Origin of the sequence: Pseudoalteromonas sp. CuT4-3, from assembly GCF_035666335.1 — a bacterium.
In the GTDB taxonomy this organism is placed as follows: Bacteria; Pseudomonadota; Gammaproteobacteria; order Enterobacterales; family Alteromonadaceae; genus Pseudoalteromonas; species Pseudoalteromonas atlantica.
Genome location: NZ_CP142030.1, coordinates 1,647,430 through 1,674,145, shown reverse-complemented (window position 1 = coordinate 1,674,145; position 26,716 = coordinate 1,647,430). Strand labels below are relative to the sequence as shown.

The window sequence follows — 26,716 nt, the reverse complement described above, 5'->3', positions numbered from 1 at the left end:
GATTAGGTGTCTTTATTAGCAATAAGCTTACTATTATTTTTTTCTGGCGCTAATTGTTTTTTTAAGCGGTAATTTTGCCACTTTAATTTAGAAAACAATTTAAAGCTAATAAAACACCCTATTATTACACCCAGTATAAAGCAGATACTTATTATTACAGCGAGTGGCAAGGTATTACTGGCAATAATATAATTGATTTGTACTAATTGTGGATTTTGAGAACCCAATAAAAATGCGCAAAATAGGCATAGTACAACCAGAATAATTTTTAATACCTTAAACAAGTAACTACTCCAACTGGTTAACTAGGCAATACTCTCGTTTACGCGGTCGCGTAATTCTTTGCCTGGTTTAAAATGAGGTACATGCTTACCATCAAGCTCTACTGTATCGCCAGTCTTAGGATTACGACCTGTGCGAGGAGCGCGGTAATGCAAAGAGAAACTACCAAAACCTCTGATCTCAATACGATCTGAAGTAGATAATGAGCCGGCCATTTGTTCAAGAATTTCTTTTACTGCATTTTCAACATCTTTCACTGGGACGTGTGCGTGCTGTTCGGCAAGTGTTTCTATCAGTTCTGACTTAGTCATAGCGTTTCCTTAAAGAGAATAGTGGAAGGGCAAAACTGCCCTTCCAATTAAAAACTAATTAGTAATTAGTCTTTTTGTGCATTTGCGAAAGCAGCTGCCATTGCGTTTTCAAACACTGGCTCTTCTTTCTTAAGCTTCTCTAGTACTTCTTTCTCTTCTGCTTCGAAAAGAGCTTTAACAGATAAGCTTAAAGTGCGGTTCTTACGATCAACGCCAACGTATTTAGCTTCGATTTCGTCGCCTACAGAAGCAACAGTCGTTGCATCTTCAACGCGCTCTTGAGCGATATCAGCTACACGGATGTAACCTTCAACGCCTTCGATAAGCTCTACAGTTGCGCCTTTCGCATCAACTTCAGTCACTTTACCTTTAACAATAGCACCTTTTTTGTTTGCATCAAGGTAGTTATTGAACGGGTCAGCTTCGATTTGCTTAACACCTAGAGAGATACGTTCACGCTCTGGGTCAACTTGCAATACGATAGCAGTGATTTCGTCGCCTTTCTTGAATTCACGTACAGCTTCTTCGCCAGGCGTGTTCCAAGAAATGTCTGAAAGGTGTACAAGACCATCAATACCACCGTCAAGACCGATAAAGATACCGAAGTCAGTGATTGATTTGATCTTACCAGTAACTTGGTCGCCTTTGTTTTGTAGACGAGCAAATTCCTGCCAAGGATTAGCAATACATTGCTTAAGACCAAGAGAAATACGACGACGTTCTTCGTCGATTTCAAGAACCATAACTTCAACAGTGTCACCTAGTGAAACAACTTTTGAAGGGTGGATGTTCTTGTTAGTCCAATCCATTTCAGAAACGTGAACTAGACCTTCAACGCCTTCTTCGATTTCTACGAAGCAACCGTAATCAGTAAGGTTAGTTACACGACCAGAAAGCTTAGAACCTTCTGGGTAACGACCAGCGATAGCTGCCCATGGATCTTCGCCAAGCTGTTTAAGGCCTAGAGATACACGAGTTTTATCTTTGTCGAATTTAAGAACTTTAACTGCGATTTCGTCGCCAACATTAACGATTTCTGAAGGGTGCTTAACACGCTTCCACGCCATATCAGTGATGTGTAGTAGACCATCAACACCACCAAGGTCAACGAATGCACCGTAGTCAGTAAGGTTCTTAACGATACCTTTAACTTCTTGACCTTCAACAAGGTTAGCAAGAAGCTCTTCACGTTCTTGTGAGTTTTCAGATTCGATAACTGCACGACGTGAAACAACAACGTTGTTACGTTTTTGGTCAAGCTTGATTACTTTAAATTCAAGCTCTTTACCTTCAAGGTGAGTTGTGTCACGTACTGGACGAACATCAACAAGTGAACCAGGTAGGAAAGCACGGATTGAATCAACTTCAACTGTGAAACCGCCTTTAACTTTACCGTTGATAACACCAGTAACAGTCTCTTGCTCTTCACATGCTTTCTCAAGACGGATCCACGCTTCGTGACGCTTCGCTTTCTCACGAGAAAGGATAGTTTCACCGAAACCGTCTTCGATTGCATCTAGTGCAACATCTACTTCGTCGCCTACAGCAACTTCTAGTTCACCAGCAGCATTTTTGAACTGCTCTGCAGGGATAGCACTTTCTGATTTAAGACCAGCATCTACAAGTACAATGTTATTCTCGATAGAGATTACTGTACCTTTAACAATAGAGCCTTGCTCTGCTTCAAAACCCTTTAAGCTTTCTTCAAATAACTGCGCAAAATTTTCTGACATACGAATATACGTCTCATATATTAATACCAATAAGCAACCATGCTGCATGGGGTTGTTAAAATAGCACTGGCGTCCTGCTGGTGCATAAAATGTGTTTAGCTTCGTTTAGGAAGCTTGCCTTGTGAGATAGCAATATCTACTAAAGTTATAACTTTATCAAACACTTGCTGAGCGTTAAGCTCGCTTGTGTCTATTTCAATTGCATCATCAGCAGGAACAAGCGGCGCAACGGTGCGATTCATATCGCGCTCATCACGAGCTTGAATGTCCTGTAATAGACCACTTAGTGTAACATCAAGGCCGCGCTCATTCAACTCAACATAACGTCTGCGCGCGCGTTCTTGTGCACTAGCGGTTAAATATATTTTCAATGGTGCGTCTTGAAAAACCACGGTGCCCATATCTCGGCCATCAGCAATTAAGCCCCGTTCGGTTTTAAACGCACGCTGGCGTCGAAGTAACGCTTCACGTACACGGGGTAATGCAGCCACTTTTGAAGCAGCTGCCCCAACCTCTTCATTACGAATTGTCGAGGTTACATCTTCGCCTTCTAAAATAACTTTTCCAGCATTAGTTTGGCTATCAACCAAAAACTGCACATCTAAGTTTGCAGCAAGCGGGACAAGCGCTTCTTCGTTGTCTAATGCTATTTGGTGATGAAGTGCGGCAAGGGATAATACACGGTAAATTGCGCCGCTATCCAATACATCCCACCCCAATTTGTCGGCTAACAAGCGACAAACAGTTCCTTTACCTGAACCACTTGGGCCATCAACGGTGATTACGGGCATTAATAACGCCTGCATTTAAAACCTCCTGCAATGCACACCTAAATAAAACCGCGATATTATACGTCACTTCTGCAAATAGATCCGCTTTAGTGTGTAACTTTTTATAATTATTTATAAAAAGCCTACTCACTCACTGATGCTAAAACCTTGAAAAAGGTTGGAAAAGTTTTATATGTACACTTAGGATCGTTGATTGTAATAGGCTTTCCGCCTACGGCAACCATTGCAAAACACATCGCTATGCGGTGATCGTCATACGTATCTATAGCCACATCATTGAATGCACTCGGTGGTGTAATTTCGATAAAATCTTCACCCTCTACAACCTCGGCACCCACTTTACGAAGTTCAGTTGCCATAGCATATAAACGGTCGGTTTCTTTTACACGCCAGTTATAAATATTGCGAATAGCTGTAGGCCCTTTAGCAAATAAAGCAACCGTAGCAAGTGTCATTGCCGCATCAGGGATAGCGTTAGCGTCAATATCTACACCTTTTAATTCACCTTTGCGAACAACTAAACGCTCGTCATACCATTTTATTTCAGCACCAACTTGTTCCATCACTTTAGCAAAACCAATATCACCTTGAACTGATTTAGCGCCTACGCCTTTAATTTCAATTTCGCCACCGGCAATAGCCGCTGCCGCAACAAAGTAAGACGCTGATGATGCATCACCCTCCACCATAATACGCTCTAGTGATTGGTATTGTTGGCCGCCTTTAACTTTAAATGTTGTATAGTCGCTGTGCTCAACTGTCACCCCAAAACGCGCCATTACATCTAACGTAATATCAATGTAAGGCTTAGATACCAAAGTACCCTTAATGGTAATTTGCGTATCACCACTAAATAAAGGGGCAGCCATTAGCAATGCTGTTAAAAATTGGCTAGAAATACTGCCATCAATTTCAACAGTACCGCCTTTAATTTGCCCACCAATTATTTTTAGTGGTGGGTAGTCTTTATGTTTTGTGTAGGTAATATCGCCGCCAAGTGCTTGTAGCGCATCGACCAAGTGCCCTATTGGGCGCTCTTCCATGCGCGGCTCACCTATAAGCTCATATTCCCCAGCTACAGCAGCGAGTACCGCGGTTAAAGGACGATACGCTGTACCTGCATTGCCTAAAAATAAAGGTTCACTTGGGGTTTTAAATACACCGCCAACCCCTTCTACGGTGGCTACAGTGCGATCATCATTAAGCGTTACGTTAACACCTAGTAGTTTTAATGCACCCAACATATGGCGAATATCATCGCTATCTAACAGGTTTTCTACAACGGTAGTCCCTTGAGCCAGCGCTGCTAATAATAAAATACGGTTTGATAGGCTTTTAGACCCTGGTAAGGTAACACTGCCATTTACACGAGAAATAGGCTCTAAACGAAGTTGTTCCATTAGCTGTGCTCCTGTGCAAATGCCGCCATAAAGTCAACTAAGGCTTGCACACCTGCAAGTGGCATTGCGTTATAAATACTTGCGCGCATACCGCCTACAATTCTGTGTCCTTCTAGGGCAAGTAAGCCGGCTTCTTTAGATTGCGTTACAAACTTTTCGTTTAAGCTTTCATCGTTTAGCCAAAACGGTACATTCATACGCGAACGACAATGCGTCGCTACTTTATTAGTATAAAAAGGCGATTCATCAATAAAGTCATAAAGCAGCTTAGCTTTAGCAATATTTTGTGCTTCCATTGCCTTAACGCCACCGTTTTTCTCTAGCCATTCAAATACTTCGGCTGCTAAATACCATGCAAAAGTAGGCGGTGTATTAAACATGCTGCCTTGTTTTGCTTCAAGTGCGTAATCTAAAATGCCTGGTTTAGCTAAACCTTCACGCTCAAGTAATGTTTTGCGCACAATAACAATAGCTATACCTGATGGACCTATATTTTTTTGTGCACCGGCATAAATTAAATCAAATTTATTTACGTCAATTTCGCGCGACAAAATAGTCGACGACATATCAGCAATAATAGGTGCCGTTGGGTGACTAGGCACATCAAAAATCTCTAAGCCGTCTACCGTTTCATTTGGGCAGTAGTGAATGTAAGATGCATCTGCAGGTAAGTCCCACTGCGCCACTTCTTTTATAGAAAACAGCCCGTTTGCGTCATTTCTAACGTTGATTGAGTGGGTTTGAGTAAATTTATTAGCTTCGTCAGTGGCACTTTTAGACCAAACGCCGTTCTCGCAGTAAACCGCTGTTTTACCATTTTGATGTAAATTTAAAGGCACAGCACTAAATTGACCGCGGCCACCACCGTGCATAAATAACACTTCAAATTCATCGCTAATGTTCATTAAACGACGAAGGCTGGCTTCGCATTTTGCAGTAAGCGCTAAAAAATCTTTACTACGATGGCTAATTTCCATCACAGATACGCCTAAGTCTTGCCAGTCTAAAAATTCTTTTTGTGCTTTTTGCATAACAGCTTGTGGAAGCATAGCTGGCCCCGCACAAAAATTATATTTACTCATTACCTTTGCCTCATTCCAGTAATTTAAACTCTTTTGATAAACAAAAAAGGATTATTAATTTTTTTCAACATGATTAAAAAAAAGCGGCCTTGGCCGCTTTTTCAATTTCAGTTATTCAGAAGGTGGATTATCATCCGTTGCTTCTTCATTTACTGTATCAACCGTTTCAACGTCTTCAATATCAACTAAGTCACTGTCTGTAACTTCAATCTCTTCGATACGTTGTAAACCAACTACTTGCTCTTCGTCAATAGTTCTGATCAAAATAACACCTTGGGTGTTACGTCCAACCGTCGATACTTCATTAACGCGGGTACGTACTAGCGTACCACGGTTTGAAATAATCATTATTTCGTCGTTGTCGTCAACTTGTACAGCGCCAACTACTGCGCCATTACGCTCACTCACCTTAATAGATACAACACCTTGTGTTGCACGGCTCTTAGATGGGTAATCTTCAAGTTGAGTACGTTTACCGTAACCATTTTCAGTCACAGTTAAAATAGCACCGTCAGACTTAGGCACAATTAACGACACTACGCGTTGGTCGTCGGCCATCTTAATACCACGAACACCGGTAGCAGTACGACCCATAGGGCGAACACCTTTGAAACGAATTTCAGGGTTGCCTTCTTCATCAAGTACTGGGTTGCCGTTTTCATCAACAACAGCAGACTCTTCCGCTTCTTTAAAGCGAACCACTTTACCTGCATCAGTAAACAACATAATTTCGTTGCTACCGTCGGTAATATCAACCCCAATTAGGCTATCGCCTTCGTTAAGGTTTACCGCAATAATACCGCTTGCACGTTGACGGCTGTATGCCGTTAGTGGTGTTTTCTTCACAGTACCAAATGCAGTTGCCATGAAAATGTATTTATCTTCTTCGTACTCGCGTACAGGTAAGATAGCAGTGATGCGTTCATCATCTTCAAGTGGCAGTAAGTTAACAATTGGCTTACCGCGAGCGGCGCGACTAGCCAGTGGTAACTGGTATACTTTAAGCCAATACAAACGACCCGCAGTAGAGAAACATAAAATGGTATCGTGGGTATTAGCCACTAAAAGACGCTCAATGAAATCTTCATCTTTCATCTTCGTTGCTGACTTACCTTTACCACCACGGCGCTGCGCTTCGTAATCAGACAATGCCTGATACTTAACGTAACCTTCGTGTGATAGGGTCACAACAACATCTTCTTCGTTAATTAAATCTTCAAGGCTAATATCGTGCGCTGCCGCGTTAATTTCTGTACGACGCTCATCACCATATTGCTCTTTAATTTCTACTAACTCATCACGAATAACTTCCATTAAACGCTCAGGGCTACCTAAAATGTGTAGTAGCTCAGCAATTAAATCTAACAGCGATTGGTACTCTGCTAAGATTTTTTCATGCTCAAGACCGGTTAGTTTGTGTAAACGTAAATCAAGAATTGCTTGTGCTTGCTGCTCAGAAATATAGTACTGACCATCGCGAATACCCAGCTCACTTGCCAGCCAATCTGGGCGTGCTACGTTGTCTTCGCCTGCTTTTTCAAGCATAACTTGTACGTTACCTAAATCCCATGGGCGAGCTGTTAAGGCTACTTTAGCCTCAGCTGGGGTTGGCGATTTACGAATAAGCTCAATAATTGGGTCAATGTTGGCAAGCGCAATTGCTAAACCTTCAAGGGTATGAGCACGGTCGCGCGCTTTACGTAAATCAAATACGGTACGGCGTGTAACCACTTCACGGCGGTGAATAACAAACTCTTCAAGCATTTCTTTTAAGTTGAAACACTTAGGTTGGTTATTAATTAATGCAACCATATTCATACCAAACACAGTTTGTAACTGAGTTTGTGAATATAAGTTGTTGAGGATAACTTCACCTACATCACCACGTTTGATCTCAATAACGATACGCATACCGTCTTTATCTGATTCATCACGTAGTGCGCTAATGCCTTCAATTTTTTTATCTTTAACAAGCTCAGCAATTTTTTCAATTAAGCGTGCTTTGTTAACCTGATAAGGAATTTCGTGCACGATAATGGTTTCGCGGCCTGTTTTTTCATCGGTTTCGATGTCGGCGCGTGCACGCATGTACACTTTACCACGGCCGGTTAAATAAGCATCTTCAATGCCTTTTTTACCATTAATAATGGCAGCCGTTGGGAAATCAGGACCCGGAATGTAATCCATTAATTCATGAATCGTTAAATCAGGGTTTTGAATAAGCGCTAAACAACCATTAACCACTTCAGTTAAGTTATGTGGTGGAATGTTTGTTGCCATACCTACCGCAATACCTGAAGAACCGTTAACAAGTAAGTTAGGCACTTTGGTTGGTAAAACGTCAGGAATTTGTTCGGTACCGTCGTAGTTAGGAACGAAATCAACCGTTTCTTTTTCAAGATCGGCTAATAACTCATGCGACATTTTTGCCATACGTACTTCTGTATAACGCATTGCCGCTGCTGAATCACCATCAACCGAACCGAAGTTACCTTGGCCATCTACAAGCATATAACGTAGTGAGAATGGCTGTGCCATACGCACGATGGTGTCATAAACTGCACTGTCGCCGTGTGGGTGGTATTTACCGATTACGTCACCGACCACACGGGCCGATTTTTTGTAAGGCTTATTCCAGTCATTACTAAGCTCGTTCATTGCAAACAAAACGCGGCGGTGAACAGGTTTTAAACCATCACGTACGTCTGGTAATGCACGTCCTACAATTACGCTCATTGCGTAATCAAGGTAGGAGTTTTTTAACTCGTCTTCAATATTGACTGGCAGAATTTCATTGGCGAGATCAGTCATTTGATATCACATTCCTTCAGTATCAGCTCTTAGCAACCCGGTATTAGGCGCCAAGAGTATTTGTTATTATTTCTAAGCGACCATGCTATCACAATTAATTTAAATTTACAGGCGCAAAACTTTGCGATTTATCAATTTAGCCCTATATAATGGCCTCAGATTGACGAGGAAGTATTTTATGACCGAACATCAAAATGTAGATAACGCAGAAATAGCAAAATTTGAAGCCATTGCAGAGCGATGGTGGGACCAAGACGGAGAGTTTAAACCTCTTCACGAAATTAACCCATTACGATTAGACTTTGTGGCTAACAAAACCCAAGGCTTATTTGATAAAGAAACACTCGATGTAGGCTGTGGTGGCGGCATTCTTAGCGAAAGCATGGCACGCATGGGCGCACACGTAACCGGTATAGACATGGGGCAAGAGCCACTCACCGTAGCAAAGCTTCATAGCCTAGAAACCGGTGTAAATGTTGACTATATAAAAGTACCTGCAGAAGAATTTGCAACCCAGCACCCTGCTCGCTTTGATGTAATAACCTGTATGGAAATGCTAGAGCATGTACCTGACCCTGCTTCTATTATTCATGCAGTCGCAGAGCTTGCCAAGCCAGGGGCTGATGTGTTTTTCTCAACCCTAAATAAAACGCCTAAAGCTTACTTGTTTGCTATTGTAGGTGCTGAAAAGCTGTTAAAAATGGTGCCTGAGGGCACACACGATCACAACAAATTTATCAAACCTGCACAACTTATTGCATGGGCTGAACAAGCCGGTTTAAAAGTACGTGCCAGTGCTGGCCTAGGCTACAACCCGCTTTCTAAGCAGTATTCATTAAATACAGATGTGAGTGTTAATTACATTCTTCATTTTGAGAAGTTAGCATAATGGCTAGCTCTCATACCCCCTTAACTCCTTTTGAGTACGACGCTTTCTTATTTGATTTAGATGGCACCTTGCTTGATACAGCAGACGATTTAGGTGCTGCTTTAAATGCTGTACTTAAAATTGAAGGTGTTGCGCAAGTTACGCCTGAGGCTTATAGAAAAGTAGCGTCTAATGGCGCCGGCGCACTACTTGAACTTGGCTTTAAAGCGCAATGGGCATCGCAACCACAAACTGAACGAATAAAACAATTAGTCAGCCACTACAGCCAAAACCTAGCGACACACACCCGCTGCTTTGAAGGCATAGAATCATTACTCATAGCCCTTGAGAACCAAGGTATAAAATGGGGAATAATGACTAATAAGCCAGGGTTTTTAACCGATCCATTAGTGGCTGCTATACCCGCTTTAAAAAATGCACACGTTGTGATCAGTGGCGATACCCTCACCGAGGCTAAACCATCACCTTTACCCTTACTACACTGTACAAAACTGATGAACGTAGATCCTAAGCGTTGTTTATACATAGGTGATGCTCAACGTGATATAGAAGCAGGTAAAGCCGCAGGTATGCACACAGCAACAGCGCTTTGGGGCTATATACCAAGTATTGATGAGGCCAAGGGCTGGGAAGCCGATTTTAACTGGCACAGCCCTATTGATGCTTTTAACCATATATAGTGCCATGTAAACTTTTAAACACTATATATTGTGATTGTGTTAGTTTTTATGCAAAGCTTGTTGATAAAAAAAGCAGTCGAAATTTATTTTCAAAATGAGTAAATTTAGCAGATCATTAGTTGATTTTTAGCTATTTCAACTTAAATGATTGTTCGAAGGTGAGTGACTACTAACACAAATACGTTATCCCAAAGTTATCCACAAATAGGTGCAATTATGTCCCTTGCAAATCAGCTCAGACCACACTATCTTGTGATCTCTAAATTGAACAACACCAGATATTGTGGCCAAATGTTATTCAATTAAATTCGCCAATACGGTGAAACTTATAATAAATGAATACGTACCTTGCTTTAGCGAGGTATAAAGCATTGGTCAAAATACACAATTCCCAAGGAATACAGGCAAAGCTATGAACCAACAGTTATCTGTAAGCAAGCGTGACGGGCGTAAAGAGCCTTTAGATCTTGATAAGATCCATCGCGTTATTGAATGGGCCGCCGAAGGTTTAAACAACGTATCGGTTTCACAGGTTGAATTAAAGTCACACATTCAATTTTACGACGGTATTCGTACAAAAGACATTCACGAAACCATCATTAAAGCAGCAGCCGATCAAATTTCAAAAGAGTCGCCTGACTACCAGTACTTAGCTGCCCGCTTAGCTGTATTCCACTTACGTAAAAAAGCGTATGGCCAGTTTGAGCCTCCACGTTTATTTGACCATGTTACAAAAATGGTTGAAGACAAACGCTACGACGCTCACTTACTCGTTGATTACACAGAGCAAGAGCTTGATGAGCTAGATGCTTATCTTGATCATTCGCGCGATCTTAACTTTAGCTACGCAGCAGTAAAGCAGCTTGAAGGTAAATACCTGGTACAAAACCGCGTAACAGGTGAAATTTACGAAAGCGCTCAGTTTTTATATATCTTAGTGGCTGCGAGTTTATTTTCTGACTACCCGCGCGAAACGCGTACTGACTACATCAAACGTTTTTACGATGCAGTATCAACGTTTAAAATCTCTTTACCTACGCCAATTATGTCGGGTGTGCGTACACCTACACGTCAGTTTAGCTCGTGTGTACTTATTGAATGTGGCGACAGCCTTGATTCAATTAACGCCACATCATCTGCCATTGTTAAGTACGTTTCACAACGTGCAGGTATTGGTATTAACGCTGGCCGTATTCGTGCATTAGGTAGCCATATCCGTAATGGCGAGGCGTACCACACAGGTTGTATTCCTTTTTATAAGCACTTTCAAACAGCGGTTAAAAGCTGCTCGCAAGGTGGCGTACGTGGCGGTGCTGCAACGTTATTCTACCCGCTTTGGCATTTAGAAGTAGAAAACCTACTGGTACTTAAAAATAACCGTGGTGTTGATGATAACCGTGTTCGTCATTTAGATTACGGCGTACAGTTTAATAAACTAATGTATTCTCGTTTAATTAAAGACGACTACATTACGCTATTTAGCCCATCAGATGTGCCTGGCCTTTACGATGCATTCTTTGAAGACCAAGACGAGTTTGATGCGTTATACGTAAAATACGAGCAAGACGAGTCTATTCGTAAAAAGCGTATTAAAGCGATTGAGCTTTTCTCAATGTTCGCACAAGAGCGTGCCAGCACAGGTCGTATTTATTTACAAAATGTGGATCACTGTAATACGCACAGCCCGTTTATTTCTAAAGTGGCGCCAATTCGCCAATCTAACTTATGTTTAGAAATTGCATTACCAACTAAGCCGTTAAATAACGTAAACGATGAAGAAGGCGAAATTGCACTTTGTACGCTATCTGCATTTAACCTAGGCGCTATTGAGTCACTTGATGAACTTGAAGAGCTTGCAGAGCTTGCAGTACGTGCACTTGATAACTTACTTGATTTCCAAGACTACCCAGTACCGGCTGCACGTAATGCCACTATGGGCCGTCGTACGTTAGGAATAGGCGTAATTAACTACGCGTACTACCTTGCTAAAAATGGTAAGCGTTACTCAGATGGCAGTGCTAATGCACTGACTCACAAAACGTTTGAAGCAATTCAATACTACTTAATGAAGGCATCAAACGAACTGGCTAAAGAGCGTGGAGCGTGTCCTAAGTTTAACGAAACAACGTACTCTCAAGGTATTATGCCAACTGATACGTACAAACGTGACTTAGATAAAATTTGTGATGAGCCACTGCACTTAGATTGGGATTCGTTACGTGCCAGCATTAAAGATCACGGCATGCGTAACTCAACACTTAGCGCATTAATGCCTTCAGAAACTTCGTCGCAAATATCTAACGCAACTAACGGTATTGAGCCACCACGTGGTCACATTAGCGTTAAAGCAAGTAAAGACGGTATTTTAAAACAAGTAGTTCCTGAGTACGAACGCTTAAAAGATAACTACGAGCTACTGTGGGATATTCCATCAAACGATGGTTACTTACAGTTAGTGGGCATAATGCAAAAGTTTATTGACCAAACTATTTCGGCCAATACTAATTATGATCCAAACAAATACGAAGGCGGTAAAGTACCTATGAAAGTCTTATTAAAAGACTTACTAGGTGCATACAAGCTTGGTGTTAAAACACTTTACTACCATAACACCCGCGATGGCGCATCAGATGCACAAGACGACACTCCAGAAGTGGAAGATGATGATTGTGCAGGCGGCGCGTGTAAAATTTAATAGTTAAACTTAAAGCGGGCTCTTTGCCCGCTTTGTCCTGATAGTTTTAGTGATAGTTTTTTGAGTGATAGACATGTCTTATACTACTTTTAGTCGTAACCATAATGATCAAATGCAAGAGCCAATGTTTTTTGGCCAAACCGTTAACGTTTCGCGTTACGATCAACAAAAATACCCTATTTTTGAAAAATTGATTGAAAAGCAACTTTCGTTTTTTTGGCGTCCAGAAGAAGTTGACGTAAGTAAAGACCGTTTAGACTTTCAAGCATTGCCAGAGCACGAAAAGCACATATTTTTAAGTAACTTAAAATATCAAACGCTGCTTGATAGTGTACAAGGCCGCTCGCCAAACGTTGCCCTACTCCCTATCGTGTCTATTCCTGAGCTAGAAACATGGATAGAAACGTGGGCATTTAGTGAAACTATTCACAGTCGCTCTTACACCCACATTATTCGTAACGTTACACAGTCACCAGAACTTATTTTTGATGACATAGTTAGTAACGAAAAAATTAGCGAACGTGCTGATGCGGTAACCACCTACTACGATGATTTAATCAATGGCGTGTCGCTTTATAACCTGTATGGCGAAGGCAAGCACGAAATTAACGGTCAAACCGTTGTGATTAGCTTATTTGATCTTAAAAAGAAACTTTACCTTGCCATGATGTCGGTAAATATTCTTGAAGCCATTCGTTTTTATGTCAGCTTTGCGTGTTCGTTTGCCTTTGCTGAGCGTGAGTTAATGGAAGGTAACGCTAAAATCATCAAGCTAATCGCACGTGATGAAGCGCTTCACCTGTCCGGTACGCAGCATATTTTAAACATTATGCAAGACGGTAAAGACGACCCTGAAATGGCGATTGTTGCCGCGCAGTGCCGTGAAGAAGCCATTAAAATGTTTGTTGAAGCCGCAGAGCAAGAAAAAGAATGGGCAGAGTACTTATTCAAAGATGGCTCTATGATTGGTTTAAACAAACACATTTTATGTCAGTATGTTGAATACATCACCAACGCACGTATGACCGCCATTGGCCTGCCTGCGCAATTTGAAAACAACAGTAACCCAATTCCATGGATCAACTCATGGCTTGTGTCTGACAATGTGCAAGTTGCACCGCAAGAAGCTGAAATTAGCTCATACCTTGTAGGTCAAATTGACTCACAAGTAGATGCCTCAGAATTTGGTGACTTTGATTTATAATGAGTGACAAACCCACTGCAAGTATAACGCTTGCAGATAACAGCCAGTGTATAGAATTTAGCACTGGCTGCCCTTCTGTTTTACATTGCTTAGAAAACCAAAAAATAGACGTAGCGTATCAATGCCGCGAAGGTTATTGTGGCGCGTGCAGAGCCACGTTAGTCTCAGGCCAAGTTCACTATAACGAAGAGCCTTTAGCGTTTGTACGCGAGGGAGAAATACTGCTGTGCTGTTGTAAGCCAAACGGTAATATAAGTATTAATTTAAAATAAATTTACTGCGTTTTATTCAAATGCTGTGGTTCAAACCGGTAATGCCCTGTGATTTTATAATCAAAAAGCATATCGGTTTTTTCTGCCCCGCGGCCAATGTTATGTACAATTAATGGATTGCCAGTTTGTACTGAACGCTCATTAACTACCATCCCTATATGTGGCAGGTTACCCGGTAACATCCAAGTCACTATATCACCTGTTTTATACTCTTCAGGGCTATCAGATAATACTAACGCACGACCCTGTCTTTTAAAGTAGGTTTGTAAGTTAGGCACTCTTCGGTGGTCTATATTTTTATCGGGTTTGGTCAGCCCCCAAATACGCTTTGAGGGGTACAGAGTAAAATTGTCACGCATGTCTTCGTGTACTAACTGTTGTAAATCTATACCTAACTGGCGATAAGCACGAATAATCACATCGGTACACACACCAATATTACTTGGCACGTCACCACCTGGGTAACTTATTGAACGATAACTCCCATCATACGTAACTTGGTGTGTTGTTCGCTGTATTAATGCAGCAGTTATGTCTTCTTCAAATGAATTAGCTAACGCACTAAAAGGCGCTAATACACTAAAATATAACCATACATTAGCCATATTCTGTTCCTTGTAAAAAAATTTATAATGCATCCAGTACATACTCAGGCACATTTATTTTCTCGCCTGAATTTATAAAGTGAGTATCGAGCGCATAAGCCATAATTTCAAGCGGTGCATTGTGATAACCAAAGTGCTTAATTTCATTCATATAGCGCTCTATAAAGGCTAAAGCACCAAGATTTTGCCACTGCAATACATGCACTAATTCATGAAAATGTACGCGCAAGTTATCAACACTTGTCGACAACAAGTAGTAAGTATTTTTATAAGTTATGCCGCTGACTTTCATATCAATAAAATCACCCAGCCCCATGGCACGTAAAGCAGCAAAATCGGGCTTGGGTATTTCATCGATTACAACATAAAAGGCATTTTCCAAAAACTCAGTTGGGTAAAAACCTGCAAACTGTGCTGCAAATTGAGTGCAGCACACCCGTTTGTATTTATATTTATGATTTACCTCATCAATCCATTGCTCGATTGCGGTTAATATATCCATATTCCAAACCTCATTAAAATCGCGACTAACTAGGCTTAATTAACCTTCTTCTTCAGTCAGTGACTCAAGTAAATCATGAATTTCAGCTTTAAGCGCTTTATCTTCAATTTTATTAGCGCTGACCTTGGCATTTTTTAGGCTTTTAATCGCTTCATTTTTTTGTCCAAGCTCTATTTGTAGAGTTGCCATTGAATAAGCAACCGACGACATATGATCTTTGTTATTAATTGCAACCGACTTCTGTAGCGCTTTTTCATATGTGGTAATTGCCTCTTCAAGTTCTTCGGTAAAATCAGCTAAGGTTTCCCACTGTACAGGGTGATCTTTTGAAGTATTCTCGTTTTCTTCACAAATAGCTTTGAGGCTAGAAAATAATAATTCAAACCTTTTACGGTCGTTTCTATTTGCAGCTTCCATCAGTTGCTCTGCTAAATCATGTACTGCTTTATATACTTTGGTGTTCATCATCAGGAACTATCCTTAACTGGTCACTAAACTAACTATTTAGAGGCGCGCTAATCTTATTAGAAGGGCTAATTATTTAGGTGTAATAATACATTATTAATAGATAGCGGGTTGGAATTAAAAGTGTGGTTTTAAAATTATATATAAAAAAGTAATCCACGTTAGTTACAGTGATACACTGAGAAACTAATGGACACCTAATATACTGGCTAAAAATGAAAGAGTGCAACCAATGCGGTAAATGCTGTATTAAATACGGTGGGGGCGATTTAAGTGCAACCGTACAAGAAATTGAAATGTGGGCACTGTTTAACCCAGAGATTTATCAATATGTTAAAGATGATGAAATTTGGTTTGATCCAAAAACGCAAATGCGACTCTCCACTTGCCCCTTTTTAGAAATAGCGCCCAAAAAAGAGCCCTCCCATAAAACAATGTATACCTGTAGCATTTACCTAGATAGGCCAGAAGATTGCCGCCATTATCCAAGCCTAGTGTCAGAAATGATACGTGATGAATGCGAAATGATAGAACCTATCGATGTAAAAAACCAAACTAGAGCACAACATAAGCTTAATATAATTATGCTTGATAGCCGCTCTTAATCAGCTTATCTTATTTGCGTGTTTATTCATCGAAAAACATTAAGCTATAGTATAACATTGTTGATAAGTCAAAAACGCAGTGTTATATTATATCACAACATAGTAACCGCGAACCTTTAAGATAATGACAAAGTTAACATTAATTTCCTCTGCAGTTTTTTCTGTTTTATGTTCTCATTCAGCACTTGCTGCTACCGTTACCGGTAAAATAACAGACGATAAAAACCAACCTATTGAAAACGCAGCTGTACACGTACATGGTAAAGACCAGGGTGTAAAAACCAATGCACAGGGCGAATTTTCTATTGATGTAGACTCTCAAAGTCAATTGCATGTAAGTAAAGATAACTTTATAGACTCGCGTATTGCGGTAAATGAAAACTCAAACAATGTGACGGTGTCGCTTACCCCTACCTCGGTAGAAACCGTTGTTGTATATGCCTCTGCACTGCACAAAAATAGCTTAGAAATGATTTCGCCGGTGAGCGTTTTATCGGGTGATGAGCTTAAAAACAAATCAAAAGCGACTCTTGGCGAAACACTAAAGGGCTTACCAGGTGTTAATGCCAGTTACTTTGGTCCGGTGTCATCAAGCCCTATTATCCGTGGTTTAGATGGCCCTCGCGTTAAAATTACCCAAAACGGTTTAGATGCCAGCGATGCATCACGCATTGGCCCTGACCATGCAACCTCAAGCGACAGCTTAGCAGCTGAACAAATTGAAGTATTGCGCGGTCCAAGCACCCTACTTTATGGCTCAGGTGCAATTGGTGGTGTGGTAAATGTGGTTGATAACCGTATTCCAACGAGCAATTTAGATGATTTAACCGGTGCTGCTGAATACAGCCATGACACGTTTTCTAACTCAAATACCGTGGCTGCAAAACTAGAAACAGGAAATGACGGATTTAACTTTCATTTTGATGGGACTAAACGCAGCGGCGATGACTATGAAACGCCTACATTTAACATTACAGATGAAGATGGTGATGTTGAAACTCATAACTCTGTAGAAAACACTTTTATTGATAGCGACACATTTAATGTGGGTACGAGTTATGTGGGCGATCATTTAACGGTTGGCTTTTCTTACGGTAGCATTGAAACCGATTACGGTATTCCTGGGCATGAGCATCATGATCATGACCATGAAGGTGAAACCGAAGAAGAACACGATGAGCACGCAGATGAAGAGGAAGAAGAGTCTGTTTATGCACATCTAGAGCAAGATCGTTGGCAAGGCCTTATAAGCTATGCGCTCGATAACAACTGGATTGAAAATATTAATCTTCGTGTTGGCTACACTGATTACAAACACAGTGAAATTGAAGACGGTGAAATTGGCACTACCTTTAAAAACGAAACAACCGAAGCACGCTTAAATGTAGAGCACAAGTTAGCGCAGTGGCACGGTATGATGGGCTATCATTATAGCGAATCGGACTACGACGCAATTGGCGAAGAAGCATTTACTCCTGCAAGTGTGACCACTACACATGCGTTATACCTACTTGAAGAACGTGAATTTGGTGATGTTACACTAGAGCTTGGTGCGCGTATTGAAGATTACGAAATAACAAGCACAATTACCGAAAGCGAGCAAGCACATGATCACGATGAAGAAGAAGATCATGACGAAGGCGAAGAAGAAAGCATTGCATACAGTGAAAGCTTTACTAATGTAAGCGCCTCTGCCGGTGCTATTTGGCAATACACACCAGGGCAAAGCATAGCACTTAGCTTATCTCACTCTGAACGTGCGCCCCTTTCTGCTGAGCTTTTATCAAACGGATTACACATTGCTACAGGTACTTACGAGCTAGGCCTTGGCTATCATATTGAAGATAACGAGGTTCACTTTGAGCCAGAAGACATTAAACAAGAAAAATCGACCAATTTAGATTTTAGCTTTAGACGTTTTAGCGGTGACTTTGGTTACACAGTTAACTTTTTCTATAACGATATTAAAAACTTTTACTATCAACAAAATACTGGATTAGTTTACGACGAAGAAGATGGTTTAGAGTCTGCAATTGGCGCTCATGACGATGCGGTTGCCGTATATCAGTTTGCCAGCAAAGATGCTGAACTCTACGGTGTAGAATTTGATGTACACTATCAAATTGACCCTAATGCCATGGTTAAAGTATTTGGTGATTCAACACGCGCTAAGCTAAAAGACGACGAAGGTAACTTGCCGCGCATACCAGCAAATAAATTAGGCTCTGAATTACAATATAATTTAGGCGATTTACAACTAACGCTCACAGGTACGCACTACTTTGAGCAAGATAATATTAGCGCCTATGAAACTAAAACCGACGGCTACACAATTGTTGATGCTCAAGCTAATTATCAGTTAAGTTTAGGCGCTATAGATACGCAGTTATACTTGAATGTAGATAACATTACAGACGAACTTGGCTTTGTTCACAGCTCGTTTATAAAAGATAAAGCCCCACTACCAGGTAGAAACTTCCGCTTTGGTATTAGAGGTTATTTTTAATAACGCTTTGGTATTTATTTAGTTAATTTTAAAGCCGCATTTTATATGCGGTTTTTTTATGCCTACTCATTTAATTAACTAGGTTATTTACTTGTTGTAATAGCGTTTGTAGCGCAGGTAGCAAGTTTATCTTTCCCCCAAAATAACTCACTTAATTATGCGGATTGGCCTAAATTATTAACGTTTTTAAAGCTTGCTATAAAACCACAAGACACAAAAAAGCCGCGGTCAAGACCACGGCTTTTTAAATACTGACTTAATAACTAAATTAAGAAAGGATTTCGTGTAGCTCAACGTCAAATACAAGCGTTGAGAAAGGTGCAATTGCAGCACCTGCGCCACGTTCACCATAAGCAAGCTCATGAGGAACGTAAATACGCCATTTAGTGCCTACTGGCATCATTTGTAAAGCTTCAGTCCAACCTTTGATCACGCCACCTACTGGGAATTCAGCTGGTTGACCGCGCTCGTAAGAGCTATCAAATACTGTACCGTTAATTAATGTACCGTGGTAATCAACACGTACTGTAGACTCAGCAGTTGGCTTTTCGCCTTCGCCTGTTGCTAGTACTTCGTATTGTAAACCAGACTCGGTAACAGTGATTTCAGGACGCTTAGCGTTTTCTTCTAAGAATGCAATACCTTCAGCAGAAAGTACTTTTGCTTCTTCTTCACGACGCGCTTGGATCTCTTCGTTAATTTTTTCAAATGCAGCTTGGATCTCAGGGATCTCAACTTGAAAAGCGCTACCAGCGTACGCATCTTTCATGCCTTCAAATACTGAATTTAGGTTTAAGCCTTCAAAAGGGTTAGACTTAAGTTGCTCACCCATTTGTAAGCCAATACCGTAACTTGCTTTTTCAGCATCTGTAGTAAAATTATCTGACATAATGTGTTTTTCACGTTTTGTTAGTTAAAAGACGCGTACATGCTAACATAAAATAAAACCGGTTTGGGGCTAGTTTTTACTGTGTTTTACCTTAATTTTGCCAACTATGTAGCTACAAAGGGGTAAACTGAATAAAAATCCAACAAGCAATGGCCACTCTAGTAAACCGCCACTGCCAAACAGCACTAATGGCACTAATACTAAACCAACTAAAGCAATAAAAGCTGCGCCAATGACAGGCCAATGCGTATCGTATTTAGTAATAAGATGCGCAGTTAATACGTTAAAGCCAATACCATACACAAAGGCGGTGATAAGCGTTGCGTCTGGTTGTGCATCTGCTGCCATTTTTATTAATAAATTAATCGCGCTTTGATAACAGTAGCCAAATACAATCCACAGTAGTACATGCTTTACTAAGCGTTGCGATGTTGTAAGGTTTGCTTCTTTTGACATTTATTAAACTCCACAAAGCAAAAAACCGCCCATAAGGCGGTTTTTTTAAATAATGGTGGAGAGATAGGGATTTGAACCCTAGATAGGCTACAAACCTATGCCGGTTTTCAAGACCGGTGCATTCGACCACTCTGCCATCTCTCCGTACGGCGCGAATAATAGGGGGTATTGAGCAACTTGTAAAGACCTAAATGTAAATAATTAGCTAAAAACAGCGTTTGGTTCAAAAAACCACCACAAATAGCTAAAAACCTACATTGCTCATTGCCCTATTAATAATATTGCTTTGGCCTACGTGCAATCCACGAACAAATTAAGCACAGTAATAAACTAAGTGCTAAAAATGTAACGCTTTGAAATATTAAATCAAAACGGTTTAAATCATCACTTGGTACTACCACAAATAAAAATGCAGGTAATACACTAAGCAATAACACATAAAAACAAATTTTAAAGGCCCGACCAAAATCAAACCTTTTAGACTGCTGCATCCACCAGGTTAATAAAACAAGCATTCCCATAGCAGAGCCAGCTATAAAATGTGTAGTATTCGTGCTCATTGCCACATAAAGTGTAATAAAAGCACCCACTATTCCCCAAATTGACCATGCCAGCCAACTCTCTTTTTCTTGTAAAAATAAATTTCCCATCGTTTTCGTCTTCTTTATCGTTATTTTTATTAAGACTTTCCATACTTTAACAAAAAACAACCGATTAAAAAACAAACTGAAGAAGAAAAAGTTAACCTATATTGCTTCCGTGCGCTTCTCACAGCTAAATCAAAAAAGGACGAGCCTAACAGCAGCAACCTTAATGCTATATGACTGCACAGAACTACAATAGTTCATTATTTATTATAAATAAGTGAAGTAATCATCTGGTTTGTGCTTAGCTGCCTTTTTGCACTCAATCTCTGGGGTGCCTAAATATAAATACCCAACAATTTCATCTTGTTCGTCTAAATTAAGGGCATTTTTGACTGCTGTGCTTTGTGCAAAATACCCTGTACGCCATACACCACCTAAACCTTGTGCAAATGCGGCTTGTTGCATGGCAAGTACACTGCAACCGGCGCTTTGTACTTGCTCAATACGCGGCACTTTTGGATGGGCTTGATACTTAGCAATAGCAATAATGATCATCGGTGCACGCAGCACAAGCTCTTTTGCGCGTTTAATCACTTTTTCTTCTTGCTGCTCAGCAACGGCGCTTTGATGGTATATCTCACCTAATTTATGGCGGGCATCACCTTGAACGACAATAAACTGCCAAGGGGCAATACATCCGTGATCAGGCACCCGTAACGCAGCTTGCTTTATTATATCGAGCTGCTCTGAATTTGGCCCTGGGGCGGTTAATTTAGCGTCAGATTGGCGGGTTAGTAAAAGCTCAATAGCATCCATAGCGTACTCTCATAATTCAAAACGTTAGAGTACCATTTATGCCTTTAAAAAATAAACTCTGCTTAATTATCAATTTTATTAAAACCCTACTTATTCTCTCGTATTACAGCGCCATTACTGCGTAAACAATATTCATATACCACTGTATAAATCCGAGAGAGGCGCTATGCGTTTAACACACGTTACAAACAAAAAGGGCGTATAAAAAATATTTATACGCCCTTTTTAAACCAATTTGTTTGCTACTCTTTTACTACTGCGCGCCTTAGCCAATAATCAACACTAACAAAGCGACCGCCACCTACAAAAAACAAGCTAAGTAACATGGTAAAATAAATAGCAGAAAATTCAATACCGTTATTTATTATGGAAGGTTTACCTTTTTCATATAAGTAATCAGTAAATCCGTGCTCTTCAACTATGCCCCTAATTTTACCTATACGTTCTTGTACTTCTAGTGAGTTTTCAAGGCTTTCTTTAGCCCCTGGAATTGATAACCAATCAAGTACTTGAGCTGAACTGGTTGTAGGGTTTGATGGCGCTATAGCAAACCAACCATTATGCCAATGCACAGTTGTTGCTGCCACAACCATTGTAAACATCAGCGGAATGCTTACTAAGCGGGTAAATAGCCCAAAGAGTAAAAACCACCCGCCTAAAAATTCACTCCAGCCTGCTAAAAAGGCAAGTAAGTCTGGAAATGGTAAGCCTAAACCCCATTCACTATTGCCAAACCATTGCACAACGCTTGCATCAGCAAGAAAATAGCTAAAAAAACCGTCGGTTTCTCCTCTTAGGGCTAATTTATTAAAGCCCGCAATAATCATTACGGGGGCTAAAATTAAGCGAAAAAGTAACGCGGGAAATCCGTCGGCATACGATAGATTACCCATGATTTTATTGTACAAACGAAATAATTTACTCATGTGTGGCCTGCTTTGTCAGTGTATTAAGTTATGGACTCTATACACACAAGACCTGAGGGCACTGTAAATTATTTCATTTTATTAACACTGTTAAATGGCTCTGGCCACTTGAAGCGCTTCAAAAATTGCACGCTTTGCATCAATTGCTGCTGCTAATTTAGCGCCACCAATAACATGTACCTTTGCATTTTCGCGGTGTTGCTCAAGCACTTCATTATTAGAAACCTGCCCTATACACGCAATAACCGTATCAACCGGCAGTACTTGTTTTTCACCGGCAACAGTAACTGTAAGGCCGTTTTTATCAAAACTGTGGTACTGGCAATCAGCAATTTGTTTAACACCATGTTGCTTAGCAACTTGACGATGTATCCAGCCTGTGGTTTTTCCAAGCCCGCTACCAAAGCGCCCTGCACTGCGTTTTAGCATGTATAATTGTCGCTCATCTTTGTGCGGCTCTGCCTCGCACTCAATACCCCACTGCTTTTTAAACTCAGGAATAGATTGCGATTTGTGCTCACTTAAAAAAGCAACCATATCAAAGCCAATACCGCCGGCACCTAAAATGGCTATTGATTTGCCCAGTTCGACCTCACCGCGTATAACTTCATCATAAGCAAATACACGCTTAGAGTCTGCACATTCAATTGCAGCTTCACGCGGGCGTACACCTGTGGCAAATACGATGTCATCGTATTTTTGTAACATTGCATCATCGTAGGCTTTACCAAGCTCTACATTTACGTTGAGCCTTTCAAGTTCATTAGTAAAGTAGCTAAGCGTATGATTAAAGTCTTCTTTACCTGGAATTTGCATAGCTAGATTAAATTGGCCACCCATTTGTGTTTTTTGATCGATAAGCGTTACTGTGTGCCCTTTTTCAGCCAAATAACAACTTGCCGCGAGCCCAGCAGGGCCCGCGCCAACAACTAATACATTTTTAGCGTTAGAAGCTTTATCTAACGGGTAATCAAGTTCAAAGGCGGCTTGTGGGTTAACTAAACAAGTCGCACGTTTATTTTTAAATACGTGGTCTAAACAGCCTTGGTTACAGCCAATACAAATATTTATTTGTTTAGTTTGCTGATTTTGATATTTGTTAAAAAACTCCGGATCGGCTAATAAAGGGCGCGCCATTGAAATTAAATCGGCTTCATTATCATTAAGGATTTGGTTGGCTATATCCGGCGTATTAATACGGTTTACAGCTATAACAGGTACATTCACCACTGACTTTAATCGTTTTGAAGCTTCTTTAAATGCTCCAGGAGGCACCATACTGGCAATTGTCGGCACGCGTGCTTCATGCCACCCAATGCCAGTATTAAAAATATCCACACCGGCCTGCTCAAGTGCTTTTGCCTGAATAGTGACTTCATCAGGGGTTGAGCCATTCGGGATTAGGTCCATAACAGATAATCTAAAAATAATTAAAAACGTATCAGATACTTTAGCCCTAACGGCTTTAACTATTTCAAGCGCCAATCGCATTCTATTTTCTAGGCTGCCACCAAATTCGTCATCGCGCTTATTGGTGTGTGGCGCCATAAATTCATTAATTAAGTAACCTTCAGAGCCCATTACTTCAACACCATCGTAACCTGCTTTTTCTGCCATATAGGCAGAGTGTGCAAAGTCTTTAATGTTTTTTTTAATCGAGCCTAACGACATTTGTTTAGGTTTGTATGGATTTATAGGCGCTTGAATAGCGCTCGGGGCTTGGTTAAACGGATGATAAGCGTATCGACCAGCATGTAAAAGCTGCAAACATATTTTTCCGCCATGTTTATGAACGGCGCCTGTGTATGCACGGTGTTTAAATACATCATAATAACTGTTAAATGATGAAGAAATAGGCGTTAATTTACCGCGCAAGTTAGGGCTGTATCCCCCGGTAATGATCATGGCCGTGCCGCCTTTAGCGCGCGCCTCGTAAAAAGCGCTTAACCTTTTGCGGTTGTGCCAGCCCTCTTCAAGGCCTGTATGCATTGAGCCCATTACCAAGCGGTTTCGTAATTGTGTGTGTTTTAATTGTAATTGTTGTTCTAACATCCTGTGCCCCATTAACTGGTCTAACCTGTATACATTAGCTAATTCTGCTTTAATGGCAAGTAATAAGCAATATGTGCCTGCATTTAATTAAAAATACTATTAAAAACGTATATTTATGTAACCTCATAAACACTTCGTTACGATTTAGCAGTTAAAATTATTTTTATTCTAGGCTAAGATGGAACTAATGTATTAGCTGTACCAAATTAAGGAGCTATTTTGATAGCAAAGGTATTTAGAGGTATTTGGGCTGGAATAAACTTTTCTCGTCGTTTAATACTCAACATTTTGTTTTTATTACTGGTTGTTGTATTTTTTATGTCGCTATCAAGCGATGACGATACAATAATAATAGAAGATGGCTCTGTACTTAGGCTTAATCTTAATGGGCCTATTGTGGAAGAAAAAACATATATAGACCCTGTCGAAGCAGCTATTAACGATGCAACGTCTAATTCAGAAGCACCTAGTGAAATTTTACTTGATGATGTAGTCAAAGTGATTGATAAAGCCACTAATGACGAGCGCATCAGCGTTATCTTACTAGATTTGCAAGAAATGCCGAAAGCCCACCTAAATAAGCTAAAGCGAATTACTAAATCGCTAGATGCCTTTAAGCAAGCGGGTAAAAAAGTGATTGCATCGGGCTACTATTACACTCAATCGCAATATTATATTGCATCGCATGCCGATGAAATTGCAATGCATCCTTATGGTTCGATAGCCATTGAAGGCTATGGAATGTATCCACTTTACTTTAAAGAAGCACTAGAAAAACTTAAAGTAACGCAGCATATTTTCCGTGTTGGTACGTTTAAGTCGGCGGTAGAGCCGTTTATTCGTAACGATATGTCTGATGCTGCTAAAGAAGCAAACCGAGTTTGGCTTGGTGCATTATGGAGCGAATATAAGCAAGATGTTGCTGCAGTTCGCCCTTTTGATGAATCTAACTTTGACGAAACCATGGATGCTTACCTTGCTAAAATGAAGGCGGCAAATGGCGATGCAGGTAAATATGCGCTTGACCATCAATGGGTCGACTCGCTTAAAACAACTCAGCAAATTCGCCAACAACTCATTGATTTAGTTGGCGCACAAGAAGACGGTAAAACATTTAAGCAAGTGTCTTTTCGTGAATACTTAAGCTTAGTTAAGCCCCCTATCGAATTTGATAACCCAATTACAGAAAAAGTTGCCGTAGTTGTTGCTAAAGGTACGATTGTTGATGGTGAGCGCAAAGCAGGTGAAATTGGCGGTGACTCTACCGCAGCACTACTTCGCAAAGCACGCCTTGATGATAAAGTAAAAGCGGTTGTTTTACGTATTGATTCAGGTGGCGGCAGTATGTTTGCTTCTGAGGTTATTCGTGCTGAAGTATTAGCACTTAAAGCCGCAGGAAAACCTGTAATCGCATCAATGAGCTCAGTTGCCGCATCTGGCGGTTATTGGATTGCCTCAGCAGCTAACGAAATTTGGGCAGCACCAAGTACTATCACCGGCTCTATTGGTGTGTTTGGTACATTTATGACTTTTGAAGATACTTTATCTGAAATTGGTGTGTACTCAGATGGTGTTGCAACGTCAGAAATGGCTGGATTTTCTATTACTCGCCCGCTTAATGAAAAAATGGCGCAAGTTATTCAAATGAGCGTTGAAGAAGCTTATAGCCGCTTTATAGATGTGGTTGCTGATGCGCGCAATATGACACCAGAGCAAGTTGATAAAATTGCACAAGGGCGTGTGTGGATTGCTTCACAAGCACAAGAGCTTGGCCTAGTTGATAAGCTTGGTGATAAACAAGATGCGATTGATGCCGCTGCGGCGCTAGCAAAACTTAATCACTACGAAGTGAAAACAATTAAGCAAGACCTAAGCCCACAAGAAAAAATGCTGCAAGATATTTTTGGCAGTGCATCCGTTAAATCTATGCTTGGCTTAAATACAGATACAGCCTCTGTTTTAGCCACTCAAGCTAATATTAATACGGTGATAAAGCGCCTAAGTAGTGAAGTAGCTGAACTAAAAGATTATAACGATCCGCAGGGTGTATACGCACGTTGTTTAGAGTGTAGCGTTGCACAATAAAAGTGCACGTATTTACTCAAGCAGCTGTATTTAAAACAACTTAACGTTATACTAAGCCCAGTTTTTTTACTG

At 40.6% G+C, this 26,716-nt stretch carries 24 protein-coding genes and 1 tRNA gene; 8 read left to right on the top strand and 17 right to left on the bottom strand.

All coding sequences use genetic code 11. The annotated features are described in order from the left end of the window. Positions 1-2 precede the first annotated feature (2 nt). From VOI46_RS07555 to gyrA, 7 genes are all read right to left on the bottom strand, one after another. Positions 3-284, bottom strand: a complete 282-nt coding sequence (locus VOI46_RS07555; RefSeq protein ID WP_004587873.1) for a LapA family protein — start codon at positions 282-284, stop codon at positions 3-5. 21 nt (positions 285-305) lie between these two features. After that, positions 306-593, bottom strand: a complete 288-nt coding sequence (ihfB, locus tag VOI46_RS07550) for an integration host factor subunit beta (RefSeq protein WP_004587872.1) — start codon at positions 591-593, stop codon at positions 306-308. A 65-nt stretch (positions 594-658) separates the two neighbouring features. Then, positions 659-2,326, bottom strand: coding sequence for a 30S ribosomal protein S1 (rpsA, locus tag VOI46_RS07545; RefSeq protein ID WP_004587871.1), 1,668 nt, complete (start codon positions 2,324-2,326; stop codon positions 659-661). Between the two features lie 95 nt (positions 2,327-2,421). Beyond that, a complete protein-coding gene (gene cmk, locus VOI46_RS07540; protein WP_004587870.1) occupies positions 2,422-3,132 on the bottom strand; it encodes a (d)CMP kinase in 711 nt (236 codons plus the stop codon). A gap of 107 nt (positions 3,133-3,239) precedes the next feature. Next, the gene (gene aroA, locus VOI46_RS07535) at positions 3,240-4,517 is read right to left on the bottom strand and encodes a 3-phosphoshikimate 1-carboxyvinyltransferase (RefSeq protein ID WP_004587869.1); all 1,278 of its coding nucleotides are present in this window, start codon (positions 4,515-4,517) and stop codon (positions 3,240-3,242) included. After that, positions 4,517-5,599, bottom strand: a complete 1,083-nt coding sequence (serC, locus tag VOI46_RS07530; protein ID WP_004587868.1) for a 3-phosphoserine/phosphohydroxythreonine transaminase — start codon at positions 5,597-5,599, stop codon at positions 4,517-4,519. Before serC ends, aroA begins: the two co-directional genes overlap by 1 nt. A 111-nt stretch (positions 5,600-5,710) precedes the next feature. Continuing rightward, positions 5,711-8,410, bottom strand: coding sequence for a DNA topoisomerase (ATP-hydrolyzing) subunit A (gyrA, locus tag VOI46_RS07525; protein WP_282337539.1), 2,700 nt, complete (start codon positions 8,408-8,410; stop codon positions 5,711-5,713). Positions 8,411-8,588: 178 nt separating this feature from the next. Between gyrA and ubiG the strand changes: the two genes are divergently transcribed. From ubiG to yfaE, 5 genes are all read left to right on the top strand, one after another. Continuing rightward, positions 8,589-9,299: a bifunctional 2-polyprenyl-6-hydroxyphenol methylase/3-demethylubiquinol 3-O-methyltransferase UbiG gene (gene ubiG, locus VOI46_RS07520; protein WP_004587866.1), complete on the top strand. Its 711-nt coding sequence runs from the start codon at positions 8,589-8,591 to the stop codon at positions 9,297-9,299. Continuing rightward, on the top strand, positions 9,299-9,979 hold the full coding sequence (locus VOI46_RS07515; protein ID WP_004587865.1) for an HAD-IA family hydrolase: 681 nt from the start codon (positions 9,299-9,301) through the stop codon (positions 9,977-9,979). The genes ubiG and VOI46_RS07515 overlap by 1 nt, the downstream gene beginning before the upstream one ends. A gap of 412 nt (positions 9,980-10,391) precedes the next feature. Next, positions 10,392-12,674, top strand: a complete 2,283-nt coding sequence (gene nrdA, locus VOI46_RS07510) for a class 1a ribonucleoside-diphosphate reductase subunit alpha (RefSeq protein WP_004587864.1) — start codon at positions 10,392-10,394, stop codon at positions 12,672-12,674. Positions 12,675-12,747: 73 nt separating this feature from the next. Further along, positions 12,748-13,878 (top strand): class Ia ribonucleoside-diphosphate reductase subunit beta, encoded by a 1,131-nt coding sequence (gene nrdB, locus VOI46_RS07505; protein WP_004587863.1) that lies wholly within the window; start codon positions 12,748-12,750, stop codon positions 13,876-13,878. Continuing rightward, positions 13,878-14,150, top strand: a complete 273-nt coding sequence (yfaE, locus tag VOI46_RS07500) for a class I ribonucleotide reductase maintenance protein YfaE (RefSeq protein ID WP_004587862.1) — start codon at positions 13,878-13,880, stop codon at positions 14,148-14,150. The genes nrdB and yfaE overlap by 1 nt, the downstream gene beginning before the upstream one ends. 2 nt (positions 14,151-14,152) lie before the next feature. Here the strand turns inward: yfaE and VOI46_RS07495 are convergent, their stop codons facing one another. The 3 genes from VOI46_RS07495 to VOI46_RS07485 are packed head-to-tail and all read right to left on the bottom strand — an operon-like array spanning position 14,153 to position 15,725. Then, on the bottom strand, positions 14,153-14,755 hold the full coding sequence (locus VOI46_RS07495; protein WP_004587861.1) for a DUF1287 domain-containing protein: 603 nt from the start codon (positions 14,753-14,755) through the stop codon (positions 14,153-14,155). Between the two features lie 22 nt (positions 14,756-14,777). Next, entirely contained in the window at positions 14,778-15,257 is a 480-nt protein-coding gene (locus VOI46_RS07490) for a hypothetical protein (RefSeq protein ID WP_004587860.1), read from the bottom strand. 39 nt (positions 15,258-15,296) lie between these two features. Next, on the bottom strand, positions 15,297-15,725 hold the full coding sequence (locus VOI46_RS07485; RefSeq protein ID WP_004587859.1) for a hypothetical protein: 429 nt from the start codon (positions 15,723-15,725) through the stop codon (positions 15,297-15,299). A gap of 212 nt (positions 15,726-15,937) precedes the next feature. Between VOI46_RS07485 and VOI46_RS07480 the strand changes: the two genes are divergently transcribed. After that, on the top strand, positions 15,938-16,327 hold the full coding sequence (locus VOI46_RS07480) for a YkgJ family cysteine cluster protein (RefSeq protein WP_004587858.1): 390 nt from the start codon (positions 15,938-15,940) through the stop codon (positions 16,325-16,327). 124 nt (positions 16,328-16,451) lie between these two features. Continuing rightward, positions 16,452-18,833: a TonB-dependent receptor gene (locus VOI46_RS07475; protein ID WP_004587857.1), complete on the top strand. Its 2,382-nt coding sequence runs from the start codon at positions 16,452-16,454 to the stop codon at positions 18,831-18,833. 268 nt (positions 18,834-19,101) lie between these two features. Here VOI46_RS07475 and VOI46_RS07470 read toward each other — a convergent pair whose 3' ends face one another. The 7 genes from VOI46_RS07470 to VOI46_RS07440 form a co-directional block, all read right to left on the bottom strand. Continuing rightward, entirely contained in the window at positions 19,102-19,722 is a 621-nt protein-coding gene (locus VOI46_RS07470; RefSeq protein WP_004587856.1) for an FKBP-type peptidyl-prolyl cis-trans isomerase, read from the bottom strand. A 69-nt stretch (positions 19,723-19,791) separates the two neighbouring features. After that, on the bottom strand, positions 19,792-20,178 hold the full coding sequence (locus VOI46_RS07465) for a hypothetical protein (RefSeq protein WP_004587855.1): 387 nt from the start codon (positions 20,176-20,178) through the stop codon (positions 19,792-19,794). Between the two features lie 53 nt (positions 20,179-20,231). Further along, positions 20,232-20,322 (bottom strand) — tRNA-Ser (locus VOI46_RS07460). Between the two features lie 128 nt (positions 20,323-20,450). Next, entirely contained in the window at positions 20,451-20,828 is a 378-nt protein-coding gene (locus tag VOI46_RS07455; protein ID WP_004587854.1) for a hypothetical protein, read from the bottom strand. 204 nt (positions 20,829-21,032) lie between these two features. Further along, positions 21,033-21,581 (bottom strand): NAD(P)H nitroreductase, encoded by a 549-nt coding sequence (locus VOI46_RS07450; RefSeq protein ID WP_004587853.1) that lies wholly within the window; start codon positions 21,579-21,581, stop codon positions 21,033-21,035. Positions 21,582-21,823: 242 nt separating this feature from the next. Further along, positions 21,824-22,507 (bottom strand): DoxX family protein, encoded by a 684-nt coding sequence (locus VOI46_RS07445; protein ID WP_004587852.1) that lies wholly within the window; start codon positions 22,505-22,507, stop codon positions 21,824-21,826. A 90-nt stretch (positions 22,508-22,597) separates the two neighbouring features. Beyond that, positions 22,598-24,559 carry an NADPH-dependent 2,4-dienoyl-CoA reductase gene (locus VOI46_RS07440; RefSeq protein WP_004587851.1) on the bottom strand — a complete coding sequence of 654 codons (1,962 nt, stop codon included), beginning with the start codon at positions 24,557-24,559 and terminating at the stop codon, positions 22,598-22,600. A 219-nt stretch (positions 24,560-24,778) separates the two neighbouring features. Between VOI46_RS07440 and sppA the strand changes: the two genes are divergently transcribed. Continuing rightward, positions 24,779-26,644 (top strand): signal peptide peptidase SppA, encoded by a 1,866-nt coding sequence (gene sppA / locus VOI46_RS07435; protein WP_324738193.1) that lies wholly within the window; start codon positions 24,779-24,781, stop codon positions 26,642-26,644. The last annotated feature ends 72 nt before the right edge of the window (positions 26,645-26,716 follow it).